Origin of the sequence: Microbacterium sp. (genome assembly GCF_047971895.1) — a bacterium.
Taxonomy (GTDB): Bacteria; Actinomycetota; Actinomycetes; order Actinomycetales; family Microbacteriaceae; genus Microbacterium.
In genome coordinates, this window is the sequence record NZ_JBKEAF010000103.1 from 17,554 (window position 1) to 39,910 (window position 22,357).

19 protein-coding genes, 1 tRNA gene, 1 other RNA gene and 2 pseudogenes are annotated in these 22,357 nt (G+C 70.4%); 8 read left to right on the forward strand and 15 right to left on the reverse strand.

Features of this window, described 5'->3' with window-relative positions; all coding sequences use genetic code 11:
* Positions 1–54: 54 nt before the first annotated feature.
* The 7 genes and pseudogenes from ACK5IN_RS08180 to ACK5IN_RS08210 form a co-directional block, all read right to left on the reverse strand.
* A complete protein-coding gene (locus ACK5IN_RS08180) occupies positions 55–1,068 on the reverse strand; it encodes a DMT family transporter (RefSeq protein ID WP_416895698.1) in 1,014 nt (337 codons plus the stop codon).
* Positions 1,069–1,076: 8 nt separating this feature from the next.
* Positions 1,077–1,670 (reverse strand): recombination mediator RecR, encoded by a 594-nt coding sequence (gene recR / locus ACK5IN_RS08185; protein ID WP_416895699.1) that lies wholly within the window; start codon positions 1,668–1,670, stop codon positions 1,077–1,079.
* Positions 1,671–3,659, reverse strand: a complete 1,989-nt coding sequence (locus tag ACK5IN_RS08190; protein ID WP_416895700.1) for a DNA polymerase III subunit gamma and tau — start codon at positions 3,657–3,659, stop codon at positions 1,671–1,673.
* A gap of 38 nt (positions 3,660–3,697) precedes the next feature.
* Positions 3,698–6,184: a glycoside hydrolase family 65 protein gene (locus ACK5IN_RS08195; RefSeq protein WP_416895701.1), complete on the reverse strand. Its 2,487-nt coding sequence runs from the start codon at positions 6,182–6,184 to the stop codon at positions 3,698–3,700.
* Positions 6,181–6,906, reverse strand: coding sequence for an HAD family hydrolase (locus ACK5IN_RS08200; RefSeq protein WP_416895702.1), 726 nt, complete (start codon positions 6,904–6,906; stop codon positions 6,181–6,183). The genes ACK5IN_RS08195 and ACK5IN_RS08200 overlap by 4 nt, the downstream gene beginning before the upstream one ends.
* A 54-nt stretch (positions 6,907–6,960) precedes the next feature.
* Positions 6,961–7,515 (reverse strand): annotated as a pseudogene (locus ACK5IN_RS08205) (acetate kinase); the annotation flags it as partial.
* Positions 7,516–7,629: 114 nt separating this feature from the next.
* Complete coding sequence (locus tag ACK5IN_RS08210) at positions 7,630–8,820, reverse strand: RimK family alpha-L-glutamate ligase (RefSeq protein ID WP_416895703.1); 1,191 nt, start codon at positions 8,818–8,820, stop codon at positions 7,630–7,632.
* Between ACK5IN_RS08210 and ACK5IN_RS08215 the strand changes: the two genes are divergently transcribed.
* Positions 8,819–9,322: an ATP-dependent zinc protease gene (locus ACK5IN_RS08215; RefSeq protein ID WP_416895704.1), complete on the forward strand. Its 504-nt coding sequence runs from the start codon at positions 8,819–8,821 to the stop codon at positions 9,320–9,322. The two genes, ACK5IN_RS08210 and ACK5IN_RS08215, sit on opposite strands and share 2 nt — an antisense overlap.
* Before the next feature lie 6 nt (positions 9,323–9,328).
* Here ACK5IN_RS08215 and ffs read toward each other — a convergent pair.
* Positions 9,329–9,425: signal recognition particle sRNA small type (gene ffs, locus ACK5IN_RS08220), an RNA gene on the reverse strand.
* Positions 9,426–9,455: 30 nt separating this feature from the next.
* Here ffs and ACK5IN_RS08225 point away from each other — a divergent pair.
* The 4 genes from ACK5IN_RS08225 (at position 9,456) to ACK5IN_RS08240 (ending at position 14,095) form a co-directional block, all read left to right on the forward strand.
* Entirely contained in the window at positions 9,456–10,424 is a 969-nt protein-coding gene (locus ACK5IN_RS08225; RefSeq protein ID WP_416895705.1) for an AAA family ATPase, read from the forward strand.
* An 11-nt stretch (positions 10,425–10,435) separates the two neighbouring features.
* A complete protein-coding gene (locus ACK5IN_RS08230; RefSeq protein WP_416895706.1) occupies positions 10,436–11,683 on the forward strand; it encodes a DUF58 domain-containing protein in 1,248 nt (415 codons plus the stop codon).
* Positions 11,670–13,952, forward strand: coding sequence for a transglutaminaseTgpA domain-containing protein (locus ACK5IN_RS08235; protein ID WP_416895707.1), 2,283 nt, complete (start codon positions 11,670–11,672; stop codon positions 13,950–13,952). The genes ACK5IN_RS08230 and ACK5IN_RS08235 overlap by 14 nt, the downstream gene beginning before the upstream one ends.
* A gap of 58 nt (positions 13,953–14,010) precedes the next feature.
* Positions 14,011–14,095 (forward strand) — tRNA-Ser (locus ACK5IN_RS08240).
* 104 nt (positions 14,096–14,199) lie between these two features.
* On the opposite strand, the gene ACK5IN_RS08245 is transcribed toward ACK5IN_RS08240, so the two are convergent.
* From ACK5IN_RS08245 to ACK5IN_RS08270, 6 genes are all read right to left on the reverse strand, one after another.
* Positions 14,200–14,850: a hypothetical protein gene (locus ACK5IN_RS08245; protein WP_416895708.1), complete on the reverse strand. Its 651-nt coding sequence runs from the start codon at positions 14,848–14,850 to the stop codon at positions 14,200–14,202.
* A gap of 218 nt (positions 14,851–15,068) precedes the next feature.
* Positions 15,069–15,902: a hypothetical protein gene (locus ACK5IN_RS08250; RefSeq protein ID WP_416895709.1), complete on the reverse strand. Its 834-nt coding sequence runs from the start codon at positions 15,900–15,902 to the stop codon at positions 15,069–15,071.
* A 125-nt stretch (positions 15,903–16,027) separates the two neighbouring features.
* Positions 16,028–16,351, reverse strand: coding sequence for a DUF2200 domain-containing protein (locus ACK5IN_RS08255; RefSeq protein ID WP_416895732.1), 324 nt, complete (start codon positions 16,349–16,351; stop codon positions 16,028–16,030).
* 39 nt (positions 16,352–16,390) lie between these two features.
* A complete protein-coding gene (locus ACK5IN_RS08260; RefSeq protein WP_416895710.1) occupies positions 16,391–17,101 on the reverse strand; it encodes an NUDIX hydrolase in 711 nt (236 codons plus the stop codon).
* A gap of 38 nt (positions 17,102–17,139) precedes the next feature.
* The gene (locus tag ACK5IN_RS08265) at positions 17,140–17,331 is read right to left on the reverse strand and encodes a hypothetical protein (protein WP_416895711.1); all 192 of its coding nucleotides are present in this window, start codon (positions 17,329–17,331) and stop codon (positions 17,140–17,142) included.
* A gap of 74 nt (positions 17,332–17,405) precedes the next feature.
* Positions 17,406–17,801: a PPOX class F420-dependent oxidoreductase gene (locus ACK5IN_RS08270; RefSeq protein WP_416895712.1), complete on the reverse strand. Its 396-nt coding sequence runs from the start codon at positions 17,799–17,801 to the stop codon at positions 17,406–17,408.
* 122 nt (positions 17,802–17,923) lie between these two features.
* On the opposite strand from ACK5IN_RS08270, the gene ACK5IN_RS08275 reads away from it, so the two are divergent.
* The gene (locus ACK5IN_RS08275; RefSeq protein WP_416895713.1) at positions 17,924–18,325 is read left to right on the forward strand and encodes a YrdB family protein; all 402 of its coding nucleotides are present in this window, start codon (positions 17,924–17,926) and stop codon (positions 18,323–18,325) included.
* A complete protein-coding gene (locus ACK5IN_RS08280) occupies positions 18,322–19,686 on the forward strand; it encodes an FAD-binding oxidoreductase (RefSeq protein ID WP_416895714.1) in 1,365 nt (454 codons plus the stop codon). The genes ACK5IN_RS08275 and ACK5IN_RS08280 overlap by 4 nt, the downstream gene beginning before the upstream one ends.
* Positions 19,687–19,984: 298 nt before the next feature.
* On the opposite strand, the pseudogene ACK5IN_RS08285 reads toward ACK5IN_RS08280, so the two are convergent.
* Positions 19,985–20,474: pseudogene (locus tag ACK5IN_RS08285) on the reverse strand (ROK family protein); the annotation flags it as partial.
* Between the two features lie 427 nt (positions 20,475–20,901).
* On the opposite strand from ACK5IN_RS08285, the gene ACK5IN_RS08290 reads away from it, so the two are divergent.
* A complete protein-coding gene (locus tag ACK5IN_RS08290; protein ID WP_416895715.1) occupies positions 20,902–22,341 on the forward strand; it encodes a L,D-transpeptidase family protein in 1,440 nt (479 codons plus the stop codon).
* The last annotated feature ends 16 nt before the right edge of the window (positions 22,342–22,357 follow it).

Here is a 22,357-nt window from a genome sequence, read left to right on the forward strand (position 1 = left end):
TGGGCCGGTCGGAGTTCTCTATCGCCATAGCGGCAGTGGCCCTGGCCGGCCTGATCATCGCGGCCTGCTGTCTGGGGCTCGTGCCCGATCGTCGCCATCATCGCGGGCATCGTGTTCGCCTGGATCGCCCTCGTGGAGGTGCTGCGCTGACCGCTCGAACGCCTCAGCCGGGGATGGGGACAGGTCGGAGGGCTTCGCGCGGAAGCGCCCGCCGGTGGCGGCCAGCCAGCATCCCACGACCACGAGCGGGAACCCCGCCAGCAGGCCGGACGTCAGTTCCTCGCCGAGGATGAGCACGCCCAGGGCGATCGCGATCACCGGGTTGACATAGGCGAACAGGGGTGCGCGCACGGGCCCGACCTCGGCGATGAGGGCGAAGAACGCGATGAACGCGCCCGCCGTGCACACGACGCCCAAGGCGACGAGCGAGACGGTGCTGCGCAGAGTGGGCACCTCGTGCTGGGTGAGCAGCGCGATCGGCAGGTAGAAGATGCCCACCGCCGTCAGCGACAGCGTGATGGAGCCCAGGGTGGGCACGTCACGCAGCTTCGTCGCGACGATGAACGGCGCGATGGCATAGAGGAGTGCGACCAGCAGCACCTCGCCGATGGCGACGATACCGTCGATGCCGTCGTCGACGCGCAGACCCGGGCCGATGACAATGACGGCCACACCGGCGAACCCGATCACGAGACCGGCGATGCGCAGCGGCTTGAGCACGGCACGGTCGCCTCCGACGGCACCGATGATCGCGGCGAACAGCGGCACGGTGGCCACGAGCAGCCCGGTCAGACCCGACGGCAGTGTCTGCTCGGCATGGCTGAGCAGATAGAACGGGCCCGCCATCTCGACGGCGCCGAACGCGAGCACCCACGGCCACTTGCGCAGGGCAGGTCGCAGCGATCGCCGGTGCAGCGCGATCGGCAGCAGCAGCACGGCGCCGAGCAGTGTGCGACCGGCAACGACCGCGGCCGGCGAGTACGAGTCGACCGCTTCTTTGATGAAGAGGTAAGGCACGCCCCACATGAGGGCCATCGCGCCGAGGAGCCACCAACCCTTCGCGCTCACCGATGCGCTCAGACCGACCTCCGGCCTTCGAACGCGCGGCCGAGGGTCACCTCGTCAGCGTACTCGAGGTCGCCGCCGACGGGCAGTCCTGAGGCGAGTCGTGTCACCTTCACCTCGAGCGAGGGCAGCAGCCGGCTGAGATAGGTCGCCGTCGCCTCGCCTTCGAGATTGGGGTTGGTAGCGATGATGACCTCCTGCACCGCCCCGTCGGCGAGCCGCTGCACGAGGGAAGTGATGCGCAGATCGTCGGGACCGATGTCGGCGATCGGATTGATGGCGCCGCCGAGCACGTGGTAGAGCCCGCGGAACTCACGCGTGCGCTCGATGGCGGCGACATCCTTCGCGTCTTCGACGACGCAGATCAGCGAACCGTCACGGCGCGGGTCACGGCAGATGCCGCAGCGCTCCTGCTCCGAGACGTTGCCGCACACCTCGCAGAAGCGCACCTTCTCACGTACCTCGACGAGCAGCTCGGCCAGGCGCGACACGTCGAAGCCCGGCGTCTGCAGAATGTGGAACGCAATGCGCTGCGCCGACTTCGGGCCGATACCGGGCAGGCGGCCGAACTCGTCGATCAGCTCTTGAACGATGCCGTCGTACATCTACTGAAACCTCGTCGGGGGCTCGTAGGGCTCTTCGCGCAGGAAACTCGCACCGAGCACCTGCCGCACGACCGCCTCGCCGTAGCGCTGCACGCCGGGGCTCGTCGGGGCGGCCGGTGCGACACGCGGCTCGGCCGCGGGAAGGTCGGCGGGCCCACTCTCGTCTGCCGGCTGCGCGTCGTCAGCAAGGACGTCGCCATCGCGGGCGGGAGCGAGGGTCGCAACGCGGATGCCTGCGGCCGACGCGTCTTCGGGCTCGTCGTCGACGGCGAACTGCCCGACCGGCACGGGCGCCCGCTCAGGCTGCGTCTCATCCCGCGGGATCGGGGCAACCGCCCACTCCGTGACCGGCGCGGTCGCCGGAGCCGATCGCGGCGCCGGCGCAGGCTCCTCGGGGGCCGGCTCATCCGGGGCCGACACATCCGGAGCCGGTGCGGCCCCGGGTGCGTGCGGCCGCGGCAGGAAGCGCACCGAGATACCGACGACATCGGCGATCGCCGCTCGCACGTCCACGTGCGCGTCGGTCCCGCCGAGCGCCTTGGGCTTGAACTTCTCGATGTCTTTCTCGTTCGGGAACCCGAGCGTGAGGACGTAGGAGTCGGGCGTCTGCTCGAGCTGCAGCGGCTGCGTGTGCATCGCGACCATCCAGGAGGCACGGCGGATGCTTTCGAGCCGATCGATGACGGCCGGCCACCGGTCGATCAACTGCGCGAGGGTGACCGGCTCCAGGCTCTCTCCAGGTGCCACCGGCGCGTCGGCCGAAGCCTCGGGCGCCGCCGCAGCGGGTGCAGTGGGTGCAGGGGCAGGCACGGAGGCGGTAGGCGGCGGCGCGGCGGGAGTCGCCACGGGACCGGGAGGCGCTGACGGAGCCGCGGGGGCGCCGCGCGTCAGCACGCGCGCCACCATGAGCTCGAGCTGCAGGCGGGGCGAGGTCGCGCCGGTCAGATCGTCGAGCGCGGCGATCACGAGGTCTGCGGTGCGCGAGAGCCGATCGGCGCCGAAGGCGGCGGCTTGCCGCGACATCCGCTCCAGCTCGCCCTCCGGCACTCCGCGCAGCACCGCCGCCGCCCCCGGGCCGGTCGCCTCGACGACGATCAGGTCGCGCAGGCGCTCGAGCAGGTCGTCGACGAAGCGGCGGGGGTCCTGACCTGACTGCACGACCCGGTCGACGGCGGCGAACGCCGCGGCGGCGTCAGCGGACGCGAAGGCGTCGACCACCTCGTCGAGCAGCTCGGAGTGGGTGTAGCCGAGCAGTGCGACGGCGCGCTCGTAGCCGACAGTCACCTGCCCCGACGAGGCATCCGACCCGGCGATGAGCTGGTCGAGGATCGACAGCGTGTCCCGCGGCGAGCCGCCGCCGGCACGCACGACGAGCGGCAGCACGCCGGTCTCGACCTGCACGCCCTCCTGCGTGCACAGCTGCCCGACGTACTCGAGCATCGCCGCGGGCGGCACAAGCCGGAAGGGGTAGTGGTGCGTGCGCGAGCGGATCGTGCCGAGCACCTTCTCGGGCTCGGTGGTGGCGAAGATGAACTTCACGTGGTCGGGCGGCTCTTCCACCAGCTTGAGCAGCGCATTGAAGCCGCCCGAGGTGACCATATGGGCCTCGTCGATGATGAACACCTTGTAGCGATCGCGCGCCGGGGCGAAGATCGCGCGCTCTCGCAGATCGCGCGCATCGTCGACACCGCCATGGCTGGCCGCGTCGATCTCGACCACGTCGAGCGATCCCCCGCCGCCACGCCCCAGCTCCACGCAGCTCTCGCACTCGCCGCACGGCGCGTCGGTAGGGCCCTGCGCACAGTTGAGACACCGCGCGAGGATGCGCGCCGAGGTCGTCTTGCCGCACCCGCGCGGCCCGGAGAACAGGTAGGCGTGCCCGACGCGATCGCCGCGCAGCGCGGTCATCAGCGGCTCGGTGACCTGGGACTGACCGATCATCTCCGCGAACGACTCGGGGCGGTAGCGGCGATACAGTGCGGCGGTCACCCGTCCAGCCTACGGCGTGGCCCCGACATCCGGCTTCGTCAGTCGACGAGCTCGACGCTCGGGGTCGTCGTGGTGATCACCGGCAGCGACGGTGACAGCAGCGTGCCGTCGTCTCGCCGCGCATCGGCGAACTGGCGCAGCGTCGGCCGGCCGGGGATCACCGGGCCCTGGTCGGCGAGCGCGACGACGACCTCGCCGCCGCCGGGCACCTCCACGCGCTCTCCGCGCACGGCGAACGCCACGGCATCCCCCTCCCCGGCACGCACGCGCAGCGCGTCCTTCGTCACGCGCACGTCCAGGCGCGTTCCGCGCCAGTGCAGGGTGTACTCGAGCGAGGGCCAGGCGGCAGGCAGCCGCGGGTCGAACGTGAGCTCCCCGTAGTGGTCGCGCATGCCACCGAATCCCGACACCAGCGCGGTCCACACGCCGCCGGCCGACGCGACGTGCACCCCGTCGGCCGTGTTGCGGTGCAGATCGGCCAGGTCGAGGAACAGCGACGCGCGGAAGTACTCCAGCGCAAGGTCCTGATACCCCACCTCGGCGGCGAGGATCGACTGCACCACTGCCGACAGCGACGAATCGCCCGTGGTCAGCGGGTCGTAGTACTCGAAGTTGGCCAGCTTCTCCTCGGCGGTGAAGTGGTTGCCCTGCAGGAACAGCGCCAGCACCACATCGGCCTGCTTGAGCACCTGGAACCGGTAGATCACCAGCGGATGGAAGTGCAGCAGCAGGGGCCTCTGCTCGGGCGGGGTCGCCTCGAGGTCCCACACCTCGCGCTCGAGGAACATCGCGTCCTGCGGGTGGATGCCGAGCGCCTCGCTGTACGGCAGGTGCAGCGCGTCGGCGGCGCGCTCCCAGGCATCCGGCTCCCCCGGGTCGAGCTTCAGCCGCTCGACCAGGCGCCGGTACACCTCGCCGTCGAGCTGCTCCATCTCGCGCACGGTGCGCGCCGCGAAGCGCAGGTTGAACCGCGCCATCACGTTCGTGAACAGGTTGTCGTTGACGACGGTCGTGTACTCGTCAGGCCCCGTCACGCCGTGGATGTGGAACGACTCGACCCCGTCGGCCTGCCGCCAGAAGCCGAGCGTCGCCCACAGCCGGGCCGTCTCGACGGCGATGTCGACGCCATCGCGGTACAGGAACTCGTCGTCGCCGGTGGCCCGTACGTAGGTGGCCAGCGCGAAGCTGATGTCGGCGTTGATGTGGTACTGCGCGGTACCGGCCGCATAGTAGGCCGACGCCTCTTCGCCGTTGATCGTGCGCCACGGGAACAGCGCCCCGGCCTCGCTGAGCTGATGCGCCCGGCGGCGGGCGTCGGGCAGCATCTGCGCCCGTAGGCGCAGGACGTTCCGGGCCCACAGCGGCGTCGTGTACGCCAGGAACGGCAGCAGATAGATCTCGGTGTCCCAGAAGTAGTGGCCGCTGTACCCCGAGCCGCTCATGCCCTTGGCCGGCACGCCCAGGCCGTCGGCGCGCGCCGCAGCCTGGGCGAGCTGGAACAGGCACCAGCGCGTCGCCTGCTGCAGGTCGTCGTGGCCCTCGATGCGCACGTCCGAGCGATGCCAGAACGCGTCGAGCCACCGGCGCTGCTCGGCGAAGTGCTCTTCGACACCCAGCGCCTCGGCGCGGTCGAGCGTGCGCCGACACCGGTCGACCAGCTCCCGCGTGGGGACGCCGCGGGAGGTGTGGTACGCGGCCAGCTTGACCACGCGCGTCGGCACCCCCGCCCGCGCCTGCACGCGGAAGACGTTCTTGGCGATGTCGGGCTCGACGAGCCGCCGCGCCGAGTATGCGTTCTCGGTCTCGATGAGGTGGTCCGCCACGACCGCGATGGTCATCCCCGAGTCGGTCGCACGGTAGCTGAGCGCCGAGCGCAGGCCGTCCTGCCAGTACTCCTGCGGCTGCAGCACGCGGTCGTCGATCGCCTCGACCTTGCGCGGGTCGAACCCGGGCTGCTGCGAGATCGTGGGCGTGCCGCCGTAGACGTCCTCGCCGTCCTGCCGGTTCAGCAGTTGGCAGTCGATGGTCACCGCGGCGTCCTCGCCGAGCACCGTGACGTCGAGGGTCATGATCGCCAGGTGCTTCTCGGCGAACGACGCCATGCGGCGGAACTCGATGAGCACGTCCTTGCCCGCCGGCGTCACCCACCGTACGTGCCTGCTGAGCACGCCGGTGCGCAGGTCGAGCACGCGCTCGTACTCGCGCATGTCCGACACGTCGAGTGCCAGCGGCTCGTCGTCGACGTACACCCGCATGACCTTCGCGTCGGGTGCGTTGATGATGGTCTGGCCGACCTCGGCGAACCCGTAGGCGTGCTCGGCGTGGCGGATCGGGAACGTCTCGTGGAACCCGTTGACATACGTGCCGTGCTCGACGGCGTACCGGCCCTCGGGGTGGTTTCCGCGCAGCCCCAGGTAGCCGTTGCCGACGGCGAAGAGCGTCTCGGTCACTCCGGTGTTCTCGAGGTCGAGGCTGGTCTCCACCAGCCGCCACGGGTCGACGGGGTAGCGGTCGCGGTCGATCATGGCACGAGCTCCTCGAGGTCGGCGACGACGATGTCGGCACCGGCGGCCTTCAGGTCTTCCTCCCCCACGCCACGGTCGACGCCGACGACCAGCCCGCACCCTGCGGCCCGCGCCGAGGCGACGCCGCTGAGGGCGTCCTCCACGGCGGCCGTGCGTGCGGCGGCGAGATCCAGCATCCGGATCGCCGCTGCGAAGACATCGGGTGCGGGCTTGGAGGCCAGGGCGTCGCGTTCGGCGACGACACCGTCGACGATGACGGGAAAGCGATCGAGGATGCCGGCGGCCGCCAGCACCTCACGTGCGTTCTTCGAGCTCGACACCACCGCGACGGGGGTGCCCGCCGCGCGCACGACGTCGAGAAGCCGCAGGCTGCCCGGGTAGGGACGCACGCCCTCCTCCCGCAGCAGCCGTGCGAAGACGGCGTTCTTGCGGTTGCCGATGCCGCACACCGTGTCGGCCGCGACCGGGTCGGAAGGCTCGCCCCACGGCACTTCGACGCTGCGGCTGCGCAGCAGGGCCGCGACCCCGTCGTAGCGCTTCTTGCCGTCGACATGCTCGTAGTAGTCGCGGTCGGTGTACGGGGGTTCGATGCCCCAATCGGCGAACAGCTCGTCGAACATGACCTGCCACGCATGCATATGCACGTCGGCGGTCGGCGTCAGCACGCCGTCCAGGTCGAACAGGACGGCGGCGTACGTTGTGAGGTCGGGTGCGGCAGCCACTGCAGAAGCCTAATCCCGTCCGACCCCGTCGCTCGCCGCGGCGAGGGCCTGACGGGCGATCTCGCGGTCGATCGCGTACGTGTACGCCGGGGCGGCCAGCGTCTGGTGGAAGGCGGTGTCGAACACCGCCACGTGCGGCAGGTCGGGGAACGCCGCCTTCGCCGCTCGGATGCCCTGCAGCGCGCCGGGGTTGTGCAGCGGGGCCAGCACCGACAGCTCGTCGATGCCCTGCGCGACCTCGGCGGTGATGACGGTGGGCTCGAAGAACCGTGACCCGCCGTGCACGACGCGGTGTCCCACCGCGACCGGCGCATGGCCGTCGAGCGACGGACCGTGCGCGGCGAAGGCGTCGAGCATCGCCTGGAACCCGGCGGTGTGGTCGGGGATCGGCAGCTCGTCGACGGAGGTGGCGTCGACGGCGGTGATGGATGCCTGCGGCTTCCCCGCCGCGTCGATCGCCTCGGCGAGCAGCACGGTGTGGCGAGCGGTGCCCATCGGCTGACCGATGCGCTCGACGAGCCCAGAGGCCCGTGCCACCCCCGTCTCGACCTCGAGCAGCTGGTACGTGAACGACGACGAGCCGCTGTTGATCACCAGCACCGCGGTCACGCGGCGCCGCCCTGGGCTTGGATCGCCGTGACCGCGATGGTGGACGTGCCGGAGTGGCCTTCGGCCGAGGTGATGTAGATGCTCTGCGCCACAGATCCAGCCTAGAGCCGGCCCTCATCCGGCGGGGATGGGTTCCTTCGGCAGTTTGCGCACGCGCTGCCGGCGGCGGCGGCGCTCGGGGATCATCGAACGCATCTCTTCGAGCTTGCCGAAGCACAGCAGCCGGTCGCCGGCCTCGAGGGCGACGCCCTTGCGCGGGTTGGGGATGACGCCGGCGCCGCGGTGCAGGGTGAGCACGGTGATGTCGCGCTCCCACAGGCCCGACTCCCCCAGGGTCTGCCCGACCAGTCCTGCATCGGCGTGGACGAGCAGCTCGGCGACCCCGTAGCCGGTCGAGACGGTCAGGCGCTGGCGCACATCGATCTCGGGGAAGCCCACCTGGTGGGCGATGTAGTCGATGATGGCTCCGGCGACGTCGAGCTCGGTCGCCGTCTCGATGCCCTGCAGGCCGGGTGACGAGTTGACCTCCATCACCAGCGGGCCGTCGTCGCCCTCGAGCATGTCGACGCCGGCGACGCGCAGTCCCATGATCTGCGCGCTGCGCACCGCCGCCTGTTCGAACGCTGGGTCGAGGGTGACCGGCTCGACGCTACCGCCGCGATGCACGTTCGAGCGGAACTCGTCTCCGCTGGCCATGCGCCGCATGGCCGCGACGACGCGGTCGCCGACGACGAGCGCGCGCACGTCGCGTCCTCGGCTCTCGGTGATGAACTTCTGGATCAGCACGTTCTGGTTCGTCGAGTGCAGCGTCTCGATGATCGCCTCGGCGACCTTGACCTGCGGGGCGAGGATCACACCGATGCCCTGCGTGCCCTCGAGCAGCTTGATGACCACGGGGGCGCCGCCGACCCGTTCGATGGCGGGGCGCACGTCGGCGCGGTTGCGCACGAAGGCCGTGGCCGGGAGGGCGATGTTGTGGCGGGAAAGGATCTGGTTGGCCCGCAGCTTGTCGCGCGCGTTCGCGATTCCGTTCGCGGTGTTGGGGGTGTAGACGTCCATCTGCTCGAACTGCCGCACCACGGCGGTGCCGAAATAGGTGATCGAGCTGCCGATGCGCGGCAGAATCGCGTCGTAGTCGCTCAGCGGGCGGCCGCGGAACCAGAGGTCGGGTTCGTCGCCGGACAGGTCGATGGCGAACCGCAGCGTGTTCAGCACCTTGACCTGGTGACCGCGCTGCGCGGCGGCGGTGCGGAGGCGCTGCGTCGAGTATGCCTGTGGTGCTCGGGAGAGGATCGCGAGTTTCATGTGGGTGCCCTGCCAGGATGGACGTGTGACCGAGAGTATCCATCCAACCACCACCGCGGGATGGCGTGAATGGGTGGGCCTCCCCGATCTTCAGGTGGAGTGGATCAAGGCGAAGCTCGACACCGGCGCACGCTCGTCGTCGCTGCACGCCACCGACGTCGAGCTGATTCCGGGCAGCCCCGACCGGGTGCGGTTCCGCGTGCTGCCCTGGCAGGCCACGGACGACGATGCGGTCGCGTACGAGTGCCCGGTGCACGACCGTCGTATCGTGCGCAGCTCGTCGGGGCACAGCGAGGAGCGCTACACCGTGCTGCTGGACGTCGTGCTGATGGGCCGGCGGGTCGCCGCCGAGGTGACGCTGTCGAGCCGCGACGAGATGGGCTTCCGGATGCTGATCGGCCGGGAGGTGCTGCGCCGGGGGTTTCTCGTGGATGCCGCGCGCTCCTTCGCCGGCGGCCGGGCGCCGCGCGACGTGCGCCGGCGCAATCGCGGACGCGGGTAGCGGGGAGAAAAAGACTCTCCGCGAACCCGGCAGAGCCCGGTTACCCTTGCTACGTTTCCGTCCTGGGGGGGTTGGCCTGGGTGCCGCCTCGCGGAGAGCTGATGCCAGTCTACCCCGTTGTTACCATCGAGGAGTGACTCCAGACGGCTTCGCGCGGGCGACCACCGGCGTCCTCGCCGCCATCGAGCAGGTGATCGACGGCAAGCGCGACGCGGTGCGCAGCGCGCTGGTGTGCCTGCTCGCCGAGGGTCACCTGCTCATCGAAGACGTGCCGGGCGTCGGCAAGACGATGCTCGCCCGGGCGCTGGCGGCCTCCGTCGACGCGACGGTGCGACGCATCCAGTTCACGCCGGATCTGCTCCCCGGCGATGTGACCGGCGTGAGCGTGTTCAATCCCGTCGAGCGCGAGTTCGAGTTCAAGCGCGGGGCGATCTTCGCGAACATCGTCATCGCCGACGAGATCAACCGCTCCTCCCCCAAGACGCAATCGGCGCTGCTGGAGGCGATGGAGGAGGCGCAGGTCACCGTCGACGGGAACACGCACCTGCTGCCCGACCCGTTCCTCGTGGTGGCCACGCAGAACCCGCTCGAGATGGAGGGCACCTACGCACTGCCCGAGGCGCAGCGCGACCGGTTCATGATGCGCATCTCGATGGGCTACCCCGATGCGCGGTCCGAGGCGCTGATGCTTCGCCAGCGCGACGCCGAAAACCCGCTCGACGCGATCGAGCCCGTCGTGTCGGCTGCCGAGGTCGATGCCCTGATCGCGTGGGCGCGATCGGTGCACGTGGCCCCCGCGGTCGAGGACTACGCCGTGGCCCTCGCCCAGGCGACCCGCGAGCACGCCGATCTGCGCCTGGGTGCGAGCCCGCGTGCGACGCTGCAGCTCGTGCGCGCCGCGAAGGTGCGGGCGGCTCTGGAAGGCCGGGATTTCGTCATCCCCGACGACATCGCAGCACTCGTGGCACCCGTGTTCACCCACCGGCTCATCCCGACGCGAGCGTCGACGGGGTCGCGGGCGCGCACGGCGACCGACAGCATCCGTTCCATCCTCGAGCAGATCGTCGGCACCGTGCGCGTGCCGCTGGCCGCCCGCACCTGATCCGAGGATTCGTGAACCGCATCTGGCCACTGACGCTGCGGGGCACGGGCGCGCTGCTGCTGGCGGTCGCATGCTTCGTCTTCGCCGGTCAGCTCGGGGTCAGCGAGCTGGTCTACTTCGCGCTGCTGCTGCTGGCCGTGCTCGCCACGAGCCTCGCCTCGCTGTATCTCGTGCGCCGCGCCGATGCGGTGCGGCGCACGATCGGCACCGATGTCGCCGCCGTCGGGCGCACGTCGATCGTGAGCGTGCAGGTGAACGTGCGCACCGCGCTGCCGATGCCCCCCGGCCGGTGGGAGGACTCCCTGCCGCACACCCTCTCGGGCGAGGCATCGGGCGTGTTCCCCGCGCTCGCCTCGGGCCTGCGCGCCGACGACCGCACCGTGCGGCTGAGCTATCCGATCACCGGGGTGCACCGCGGCGTGCGGCCGATCGGCCCGCTGCGCATCACGTCGACCGATCCGTTCGGGCTGGCGCGGCGCCGGCACGTCCTGCGTGCACGCACCTCGGTGACCGTCGTCCCCCCGGTCGTCGATCTGCCGCCGATCTCGAACCTCTCCGGAGCGACCGGAGGCATCCTGCAGGCGACGGCGGAGCAGCCGGGCCAGGGCGCCGACAACCTCATCGCGCGCCCGCACGTTCCCGGTGACTCGATGCGCCGCATCCATTGGCGGGCCACCGCGCACCGCGACGAGCTCATGGTGCGGCAGGAGGAGCAGGAGGCTGCCCCGGACGCGACGGTCGTGCTCGACCGCAGCCTGCTGCGCTACGCGTCCGAGGCACTGCGAGCGCCCGGTGCCGACCCCGGCTTCGAGACGGCGGTGACGATGTGCGTGTCGGCGGCGACGCGCCTGATGCGCGACGGCTACGTCGTCGAAGTCATCGACACCGACGGCGTGCCCCTGACCGACCCGCTTGGCGGCGACGACGTGGGCGAGGTCGACGCCATGCTCACGGTGTTCGCGAGCATCACGGCCACCCGCGACGACCACCTCGGTGGGCTCCCGGCGCAGTTCACCGGTGCGACGATGGGGCCGCTCGTGCTCATCGTGGGGCGATTCGACGCCGCCGATGCGGCGCTGCTGGCGCCCGTCGCGCACCGTTCGTCGCTGCCGGCGCTGTTCGCCGTCGCGCCCGTCGGCGATGCGCTCGACGCCGCGGCCGCGGCGGGCTGGCGGTGCGCGACGATCGATCCCGAGGCCGACCTGGCCACCGCGTGGCACGCGGTGTCGGACCGTGGGGTGTCGCATGTCTATGGGTGAACGGCTCGCACGGCCCGAAGTCGCCGGGCGTCGCGCGCCCGATGCCCTGCTCACGATCGCCGTATACGTATCGATCCTCGCGGCGGTGTTCCCGCTGCTGCGTGTGGTCAAACCCGGATGGTGGACGCTCGGGGTGCTGGCACTGCCGGCCGTGGTGCTCGGCGCCGGGTACGTCGCCCGCCGCTACCGGATGGTCGCCGTCGGGGTGAGCCTCATCGAGGCCGCGCTGTGGGTGCTGATGGTCACGGGCGTGTTCCTGCACGGCACCGCGCTGCTGTGGGTGGTGCCCGTGCCGGCGACGGTGGCCGAGGCATCCGATCTCGTCCGTCTGGCGATGGACCATATCGTCACCGGCGCCGCGCCCCTGGACGCCGGACCGCCGCTGACGTTCCTCATCGTCGGCGCGGTCGGGCTGCTCACGATCGGCATCGACCACGTCGTGCTGACGGCACGGATGCCGCTGCTCGCCGCGGTCGGACTCATCGTCGTCTCGCTGGCGCCGGCGCTGGCGGTGCCGGACGAGGTCGACGTGCCCGCGTTCGTGATGCTCGCGGCTGCGCTGCTGTTCCTGCTGCGCGCCGAGACCAGGACGAGGGATGCCGTGCCCCACCACCCCGCGCCCACCCCGCCGCGCCAGGGTGGGCTCACCGCGGCGGCCACCGGCATCGGCGCGATCGCGGTGATCGTCGCGGTCGTCGTCGCGCCGCTGTTCCCCGCCACCGCGCCCGCAACCGGCCCCGGCAGTGGGCGCTGGAACAGCATCGACCCCACCCTCCAGCTCGGTGAGGATCTGCGCCGTCCCACCGAGGGCGAGGTGCTGACCCTGACCACGGATGCGACCTCGGCGCCCTACCTGCGCGCGGCGACGCTCACGACGTTCGACGGCCAGATCTGGCGCCCCGACACGGGGCCGGTCGCCCCGTTCGCCGACGAAGGATCACTCGGCGCCATCACCGTCGACGATGACGTGCGCATGACCCGGTACACCACCGAGGTGACGGTCACGAACCTGCTCAGCGGGTGGCTGCCCGTCCCCTACCCGGCGGTGTCGGTCAACGGCCTGCAGGGCGAATGGGGCGTACTGCCGCTGAACCGCACCGTCGCCAGCCGCACCGATGCGGCGACCGGCGAGACCTACGTCGTCGAGGCCGACGTTCCCAAGCCGACCCTCGAGAAGATCCGGGCGGCGGATGCCGGCGGCACCGGCCTGGACGACGCCACCCGGGTGCTGCCCGCAGGCACTCCGGCGATCATCGGCGAGCTCGCCGCGGAGGTGACCACCGAGGCATCCAATGACTTCGACCGCCTCGCCGCGCTGCAGACCTGGTTCCGCTCCAGCGAGTTCCAGTACTCGCTCGACGCTCCTGTGCAGGACGGTTTCGACGGCACCGGGGTCGACGCGGTCGCCGCCTTCCTCGAGGTGCGGGAAGGCTACTGCATCCACTTCGCCGGCGCGTTCGCGCTGATGGCCCGCAGCCTGGACATGTCGTCGCGCATCGTCGTCGGGTACCTGCCCGGGCAGAGCAGCTCAGACACGCTGTCGGGCGAGCGGGGGTACACCGTTATGAGCTCGCAGCTGCACGCATGGCCCGAGGTGCACTTCGAGGGCATCGGGTGGGTGCCGTTCGAGCCGACCAAGAGCCTCGGGACGGTGACGACCTTCTCGCCGGCGGCGGCGCCGGCTCCGGACACGGGGGGAACCGAGGTGGAGCCGGCGCCGGCGCCGGAGGTGCAGGCCCCGCCGGCGGCGTCCGCCGGCCCGCAGGAGGCGGACGTCAGCGATCCGACGACCACGGATGCCGCGGAGACGCTGATCCGGCCGCTGCCGTGGGTGCTGTCGGCCCTGGCGCTGCTGCTCGTGCTCGCCGTGCCGGCGGCGGTGCGCGAGTATCGGCGACGTGACCTGCTGACCGCCGCACGCGGGGGTGATGCCACGGCGGCGTGGCGCAGCATCCAGGACATCGTGATCGACCTGTCGATCCCCGAGCCGTCCGGAGAGACGCCGCGCGCCTTCGGCATCCGGCTCATCGCCGACCACGGCGCGCCCGCCGAGGAGACGTGGATGCTGGTCCACGCGATCGAGCGGGCCAGCTATTCGCACCGCAACGCACGGTACGGGCCCGACCTCGCCGACACGGTGCGCGACGTGCGTGCCGGGCTGTTCGCCGCAGCACCGCGCTGGCGGCGGTGGATGGCGCTCACGCTGCCGCGTTCGCTCGTGGTCAGGCCCGGATCGGCCTACTCGGCCACGGGGCGCGCGCACGCCTGACCCGGCGTCGGCCATCACGCGGGCACGGTAGGATGGTCCACGGCCCTTCGCGGGCCCTGGAGGATTCGCCTAGTGGCCTATGGCGCACGCTTGGAAAGCGTGTTGGGTGCAAGCCCTCAGGGGTTCGAATCCCCTATCCTCCGCGTTTCGTCCTCCGCCAGCTTGATCCCAGTGTTTCAAGACGCCGCACTCCGTGGCCCGTGCGATGAATCGCTGGAGGCGGCACCACGGGCCGAGATGCCCGGTGTCACGCCGAGACGAGTTCCCGCGCCTCCCGAGCGATCACATCAAGCTCAGAGCTAGGCACCGCGTGCACGCCGAGAGATTCCCAGGCTTCGCGCGCGGCAGCAAACACGTCATCTCTACGAGAGTCGGGCAGCCCAGTTGGCTCTTGGAATGCGACAGCAATGGGCACGTCTGCGTCTGCCAGCAACGGATGAGATCCAACTCCAATGGCAGCCCCATCTTGGCGAAGACAGCTCACGATGAAGTTCCAGGATTGAAGCTCCTGTTCCAGTGCACCTGTGTCTCGAACGTCGAACGCGAAGGCCTGCGACAGCTGACCGACGCCATCCTCAACGACCGCGAAATCGAACCGGCCGCGTTGACGGCCGATGCGGGCCGATGGCCGTCTGATGAGTGTGCTACCTACCTCAAAGTTTCCCGTACGCACGAAAAGCTCCGCCATGTCGTTGACGATCCGCGCCCGCGTGCGCGACCGCGTCACTGGCGGCGGTGTGGCTACCAGGACAGGAAAAAGAAAGTTCACGGCCTCACGAGCACTCCCCGCGTCTACTGGGGCCGCAGTGCTTACCTGCAACACGTTGTTGAATCGATGGGAAAGCAGCTCGAGCCATGAGCGGCTGACCCGCACGTCCGTGGTTGCGAAAAGCGCCAAGGGCGGATGCTCGAAGTCGTGGATCGATCGCTCAAGTCGATCAAGCCAGGGACGCAGAGCGCTGGCGTCTCCTCCAAGGCGACTTGCTCGACGCAGATCGGGTGCCACACGGATCGCCCAGTCTCCGCCATCTCGCCCCGCTACTACCGCGACGTTGACTCTCTCCCCGCGCGCGATATCGGGCACGTACCGGACTAGCCAGTAAAGATATGCCGCGCTCATATCGGGGTCCTTATCCTCTGATCACCCGACGCTGGCTCTGCTCGCTTCCGGAGACGCTCAGCGACCGGCCTGCGGCGGGAGTACAGGAACCATGCCATTGTCTCGAGGTCCCCGTCGTCGGTCCCCCATTCTACCGGCACCAGGGAGACCGCCGTTAAGAGCTGGTCGGGCGTTAGCTCGTCGATCACGTCGGCAACCTCACTCAGGCGCTCTCGACTAACCGCAGCCGGCAACTTCGGGATCCTGCTGTCAACGTCTGCCAGACGCTCGAGGACGTTTCGATCCCAATCTCCCTCGCCCGTCGTGAACCAAAGGCCGTGGTCGTACGACCAGACTGAATACGACGCAGCGGTCTCGTACAGCCACTGCGGGTCTTCACCGACGCACAAGTCCCAGAGGCCCGCCATCGCTGCCTGCCGGCGGGCGTTGTCATCGCGCTTCGTATAACGCAGTTCATCATCGTCGACAGCGCCGGGAACATGATGCGACGCGTGCGCAACGAGCGGCCCGACTACTCCGCGAACTGGAAACTCTGACCACGCAGCTACTGAGGAAGGCACGCGCACCAACGCTCTCTCGCGCACTGGTGCGCCAATCAGTCTGCCTACTTCAGCAACGATGACCTCGTTCACGAGCACCTGATTGCCTTGGGCATTTCCCGGCACCTTCACCCAGTACTGTCGACCATCGTCCGCGAGGCCAAGAAAGGCCCCAGCGCCGGACGATAGAGCGCGCTCGCGCGGAGCGCGAATGGTCACAGTCGGGGTCGGCCGATCTCGACCGACGAGCTGACCGCGCCACGCCTCGAGCGCCTGCCACTCATCGGTCATAATCAGAGCGTATCGATGACACCTACAACGACGTGTGCACGGCACCCCGGCCCGAACAACGCGCGATCGTCATCGAGTGTGCTCATGCCGAGCGGCGGCCCGTGGCGTTCCTCGGCACCCCGTATTCAGCGGCGCAGCACCTTCTCCATCGCCTTGCCACGAGCGAGCTCGTCGACGAGCTTGTCGAGGTAGCGGATCTGCTGCATGAGCGGGTCCTCGATCGTCTCGACGCGCACACCGCAGACGACACCGGTGATCTTCGACACGTCGGGGTTGAGGTGGGCGGCCGCGAAGAAGTCCTCGAAAGTGGTCCCGTCGGCCAGATGCCGACGCAACTCCGTACCGCCGAAGCCGGTCAGCCACTCGATCGCCTCGTCGAGCTCGGCGACGGTGCGACCCTTCTTCTCCAGCTTGGCGACGTACAGCGGGTACACCTTCGCGACGCTCATGCGGCAGATTCCGTGCACGACCCCAGCGTAGTCAGTGTGTCAGTCGCCGAGAAGATCCAGCGGCAGCTCGCGCGTAGCATCCCATTCCTCGGTCCACCCGAGCCGGTCGAACAGTGCGTCGAGCACCATCGCCGTGAAGCCCCACACGAGATGGTCACCCGTGGCGTGCCGCACATGGAAGCCGGGTCCACGAAACTCCTGGCCGTCGCGGCGGACCACCGTCACCCCGCGGTGGGCAGGATCGAGCAGGTCGGCCACAGGCGCACGGAAGACGGCCGAGCTCTCGGCCTCGTCGACGACGCCGACAGGAGATGGATGCCGCCACCACGCGAGCACGGGCGTCACCATGTGCTCGGAGTGCGCGAGCGGAATCGCATCGAGCGCGCCGAGCACGTCAACGCCTGCAGGGTTCAGGCCGGTCTCCTCCCGTGCTTCGCGCAGCGCGGCACCGACGATGCCGTCATCGCCGGGGTCGACCCGGCCGCCGGGAAACGCCACCTGCCCCGCGTGCGAACGCAGGGTGCGTGCGCGGGCGAGCAGCAGCACGTCGAGATCGCGAGAGACCGTGGATGCCTGTGCGGCACTGCGCACGGAATCGAGCACGCCGAACAGGATCAGCACGGCGGCCGGCCGCGGGTCGGCGGGTACAGGCAACCCCCGGATGCGGGCGAGCTCGAGCGCGCGCCCCGCACCGGCCGCGAGCGCCGCCAGCTGCGCCCGCGCGTCGTGCGGAGACGGGTCGACAGGCATCCTCTCAGGCTATCCGCTGGTCACCGAGGCATCCGGGCTCACCGGTGCAGTGCGCCTGCGACGGGTTCGGGCAGCGGCCGCTCGATGGTCAGATCGCCGGACTGCAGCACCCCGACCGGCACCTCTCTCAGGGCATCGTGGTCGCCCCACGCGTGGACGAGACCGACGGAGCGCGCATCGTCGTGCGGTACGAGGTGCTGGGTCGCCTCGCCCCGAACCCTGTCGTGCACGAACGCGCGCGGCAATGCGAGCGCGCCAGGCCGAAGTCGGTGCCCACGACCTGCACCGGTGGTCGGAGTCGGGGCTACTGACTCGTGGTGCGCTCGATCGACATCACGAGCACCACGCGGTCGGCCTTGTCTCGCGGCGGTGTCGTGCTGGGGTTTCCATAGCGGTTCTGCAGCCGCACGAAGAACGCGCCCTCGGGGTCGGGGATGGTCTCGACGAGGCGCCCGGCGATCTCCAGGTAGTGGGACGGGCTGTCGGGGTCGAGGATCGACAGCGCCATCGAGGGATTGCGCTGCACGTTGCGGAACTTCTGCCGGCGGTTCGTGTGCGTGAAGCGCACGTGCTCGCCGTCGAACTCGAACCACATCGGGTTCACCTGCACCGTGTCGTCGGGGCGGATCGTGCCGAGGTGCCCGTACAGCGGCAGCTCGAGCAGTCGGCGGAACTCAGCGGGGACCTTGTCGGTGCTCATGACCCCAGCCTGCCAGGTCATCACCCAGACCCGCTCGGTCGTCGCGAATGGCGGGTGCTTCGCGCGCAGACTGTGCGTTCGCGACGACGCAAGGCTGATGACAACCGCCGTAGAATGGGTCCATGCCCGATACCTCGCGCGTCGAGCCCACTCCCCCGGCCGCCCCACACGCCCAGCACGGTCCGGCGCACACGAAGATCACGGCGCTGCACGTCGTGCGCTTCCTCGTCGAGCTGTTCGCCATCTTCACCTTCGCCTGGTGGGGATTCACGGCCTGGCCGTTCGCGTGGAACGTCCTCGTCGGCGTCGGCGCACCGGCCGTGGCCATCGTCGTGTGGGCGCTGTTCGTGTCGCCGAAGGCGGTGATCCGCGTGCACCCGTTCATCCGTGCCGGAGTCGAGCTGCTCGTGTTCGCTGCAGCGACGGTCGCCTGGTGGGATCTGGGGCAGGTCTGGATCGGGCTCGCCTTCGCGCTCGTCGCGGTCGTGTCCGGCGTGTTCGTGGGGCGCGAGCGGCTGTCATGACGGGCGCCGTCGTGACGGCGCTGCGGTCGGCCCTCGGCGCCCGCGTCGACACGACGACGAGCGCGCTCCAGGCCGCGCGCGCCGACAAGTCTGGCCACGCCTCGGCGGGGATGCCGCTGGCAGTGGTGCGCGCAGCATCCATTCCCGACGTCCAGGCCGTGATGCGCATCGCGACCGACACCCGCACTCCGGTCGTCGTGCAGGGTGCGCTCACCGGGCTCGCCGGGGGTGCCAACGCGGGCCCGGGCGAGATCGCGCTGTCGCTGCGCGACATCGATCGCCTGCTCGAGGTGCGCCCCGACGACCTGATCGCCGTCGTCGAGCCCGGCATCCTCAATGGCGACCTCAACGCCGCGCTCGCCGGGCACGGCCTGTGGTGGGCGCCGGATCCCGCCAGCCGCGCCATCTCGACGGTCGGCGGCAATATCGCCACCGGTGCCGGCGGACTGCTGTGCGCGAAGTACGGGGTCGTGCGCGACGCCGTACTCGGCCTCGACGTGGTGCTGGCCGACGGCCGCCTGCTGCACCTCGGGCACCGCAGCGTGAAGGGGGTGACCGGCCTCGACCTCACCTCGCTGTTCATCGGCTCCGAAGGCACGCTCGGCGTCGTCGTCGGGGCGACCCTCAGGCTGCGCCGGCTCGTGCCGGGCGAGGTCCGCACCCTCACGGCCTCGTTCCCCGCGGTGCGTGCTGCGGCGGTGGCGTCGGCGGCTGTGACGGCCGCCGGCATCCAGCCCGCGATCATGGAGCTGATGGATGCCGCGTCGCTCGCCGCGGTGCACGCTCTGCTCGCTCTGCCGGCACCCGCGCCGGGCTCGGCACAGCTGACGATCCAGACCGACGGGCCGGCGGCCGACCTCGAGGCGGCAGCGATCGCAGGCGTACTGCGGGATGCCGGGGGCACGGTCGTCGTCTCGCACGACGCCGCCGACGGGGAGCATCTGCTCGCGGTGCGCCGTTCGATGCACCCCGCGATGGAGAGCCTCGGCACCACGCTCATCGAAGACGTGTCGGTGCCGCGCAGCGCCCTGCCGGCGATGTTCGACGAGATCGCCCGCATCGAACGCGAGCACGACGTGGTGATCCCGACGGTGGTGCACGCCGGCGACGGCAACCTGCACCCGAACTTCGTGTTCGATGGACCGGACGTGCCCGATCACATCTGGGCGGCGGCCGACGATCTGTTCCGTGCGGCCCTGCGGCTGGGCGGCACGCTCACCGGCGAACACGGCATCGGCGTGCTGAAGTCCCGCTGGCTGGCCGACGAGCTGGGCGATGACCAGTGGCAGCTGCAGCGACAGATCAAGGGCGTGTTCGACCCGCTCGGCATCCTCAATCCCGGCAAGGTCTTCGCGCCCTGACCCGGACCCACCTCTGCCCGCGCCCGTGCAATAGCGCAGGCTCGATCGACGCAGACCGCACCGTGCGGCGGGTGGCCGCAGCATCCAGCCTGCATTATTGCCGACGGGTCGCCCGCCGCACGCGGGGCGGCGCAGGTCGAACCGGGTGCGGCCTACGAGCCCCTGCCACTTCGAGAGTCTCGGGCACGGCGCCGTCTCAGGCCTCGGGCGAGTGGAACACGATGCGCGAGCCGGCGTACTACGGTGCGGCGTGGCATTTGCCGACCTCGACGACGTCGGGCCGGGGGTGGGCGGCGGCCTATGACACGCCGAGTTGTCCCGACAGGACCACGACGGGGGCGCCACGCAGGACGATGTCCTGGCCTTGCTCCGTCATCCGCACGCGCACGCCATCGTGGAACTCGGCGAGCGTCCGTGTGCGGAGGGTCTCGACGGTCGCGCGCGCGAGGCGTCCGTCGAGAAGTTCGGGGGCCCGAGAGGACGATCTCGGGCAGGTCGAGCGCGCCGACGATAGGTGCGATGACGACTCCGAGGCGCTCACCCGCGCCCCGCAGGACGCCGTCGCGGTCGGCCGGGCCTGCGGCGGCGAGCCGCGCACCCAGCGACGGCACCGAGAGCCAGGCCTCGAGGCATCCGTCCTTCCCGCATGCGCACGTCGGGCCGCCGTCGGTGCCGACCGTCACGTGGCCGAACTCGCCAGCGGCGAAGGGGCTGCCGAGTATGAGGCGTCCGCCGCTGAGCAGCCCCGAGCCGACACCGGCGCCCACCGTGATCAGCAGGAGATCGTCGTCGCCGACCGTCGTGGGGCGGGCGACCTGGCGCATGTGCGCAACCCTTCCGCCGAGATTCGCCCAGTAGTTACGGATTCGTTATCTATCCGATTCGGTGCGCCCGTGACGTCGCGTTGACGCGTGAATTCACCGCCGTCGCCTTGGCCGCCCTCTCGCCCTCCTCGGCCTGATCGCGTGCACCGCCGAACCAGATCTCGACCGCTCGCCCGCCACGTACGCGCAGGCACCGGAGGACGACACGGCACAGGCCGAGAAGATGGCCGAGGCCGAGTCGACGATGAGTGCGGCGCTCGACGACTTCGAGTCGCGCTGCCAGGTCGGAAGCGGCCCGTTTCCGTGCCGGTTCACAGGCCGCGGAGGGCGAGGATGCCCTCCCGCGTCGCGTAGCATAGCGGGTGGCCACGCGAGACCAGGGGGTGATGTCGTGACCGACACCGGCAGCACACCGACGGCGCCGGCCACGAGCGCCTCTTCCGACGCATCGGCGACCCACGCGTGGGCGCCCGCGGCGCCGGCGAAGCGCCGCCATCGCGGCGCCTGGTGGTCCGGCGGCATCGCCGTCGCCACCGTGGTCGCGCTGGTCACGGCATCCCTCGTCCTCATCGCCCCGGGCACCGCCATCGCGGGCGTTCCGGTCGGGGGGATGACCCCCGGCGCGGCCGCCGAAGCGGTGAGCACCCGCCTGCACCAGACGCAGATCGTGCTCACCGGCCCCGGCAGCGACGCCAGCGTGACCGGCGCAGACCTCGGCGCCGAGGTCGACGCGCAGGCGATCGCCCAGGCGGTGTTCTCCGAGCGTCCCATGTGGAACCCGTCGACGTGGTTCGCCGAGGCATCCCACGCCCAGATCACCATCGACCGCGACAAGGCGGTCGCCACCGTGCGCTCGGCCGCGCCGCAGTTGTTCACCGACCCGACCGACGCTGTCGTCGCGTACGACGCCGAGGCCAAGACCTACATCGTCACGCCGGCCGCACCCGGCACCGGCGTAGACATCGACGCGGTGCTCGCGTCGCTGCAGACGGCGTTCAGCGCGGGCGAGACCACCGTCGAGGTTCGGCCGGAGTCCGTGCCGGTCGAGGCCCACACGCCGACGTTCGTCGCACAGGCGGCGGCCGATCAGCTGAACACCATGATCGCCAACGCCGGGTTCTACGTGGGCGACGAGCGCACCGTGCCCGTCGACGCCGACACGCTCGCATCGTGGATCGAGCTGACCACCGACGCACGCGGGGCCGTGCAGATGACCGCCGACATCGCGGCGATCCAGCAGGTCGTCGACACGCTCGCCGGGCAGGTCGACCGCGAAGCCGAGCCGACGACGGTGCTCGCCGACGGCAACGGCAACGTGCTCAACACCCTCACCGAGGGCCGTTCCGGGCGCACGCTCGACAGCACGGACGATATCGCCACCGCGTACGCGGAACAGCTGGCGGCCGGCGACGCCGCCTACGTGCTGCCGGTCACGGTGACCGACCCCGCGGTCACGAAGGTCAGCCGCTCGATCGAGGTCGACCTGAGCGAGCAGCGCGTGTACCTGCGTCAGGACGGCGCGGTCGTGACATCCTTCCTCGCCTCGACGGGCACTCCCTCCTTCCCCACCTTCACCGGCACGTACCGCATCGGTTGGAAGCTCACGATCCAGAACATGGGCAACGAAGACCTCACCAAGCCGCCGTATTACTACACCGAGAACGTGCCGTGGGTGATGTACTTCAACGGCGATCAGGCGTTCCACGGCGCCTACTGGCACAACAACTTCGGGAACGTCATGAGCCACGGCTGCATCAACCTGCGCGTGGGCGACGCGAAGTACCTGTACGACTGGGCCCCCAACGGCACGGTCGTCTGGATCCACGCCTGACCGCGCGGCTCCGCGC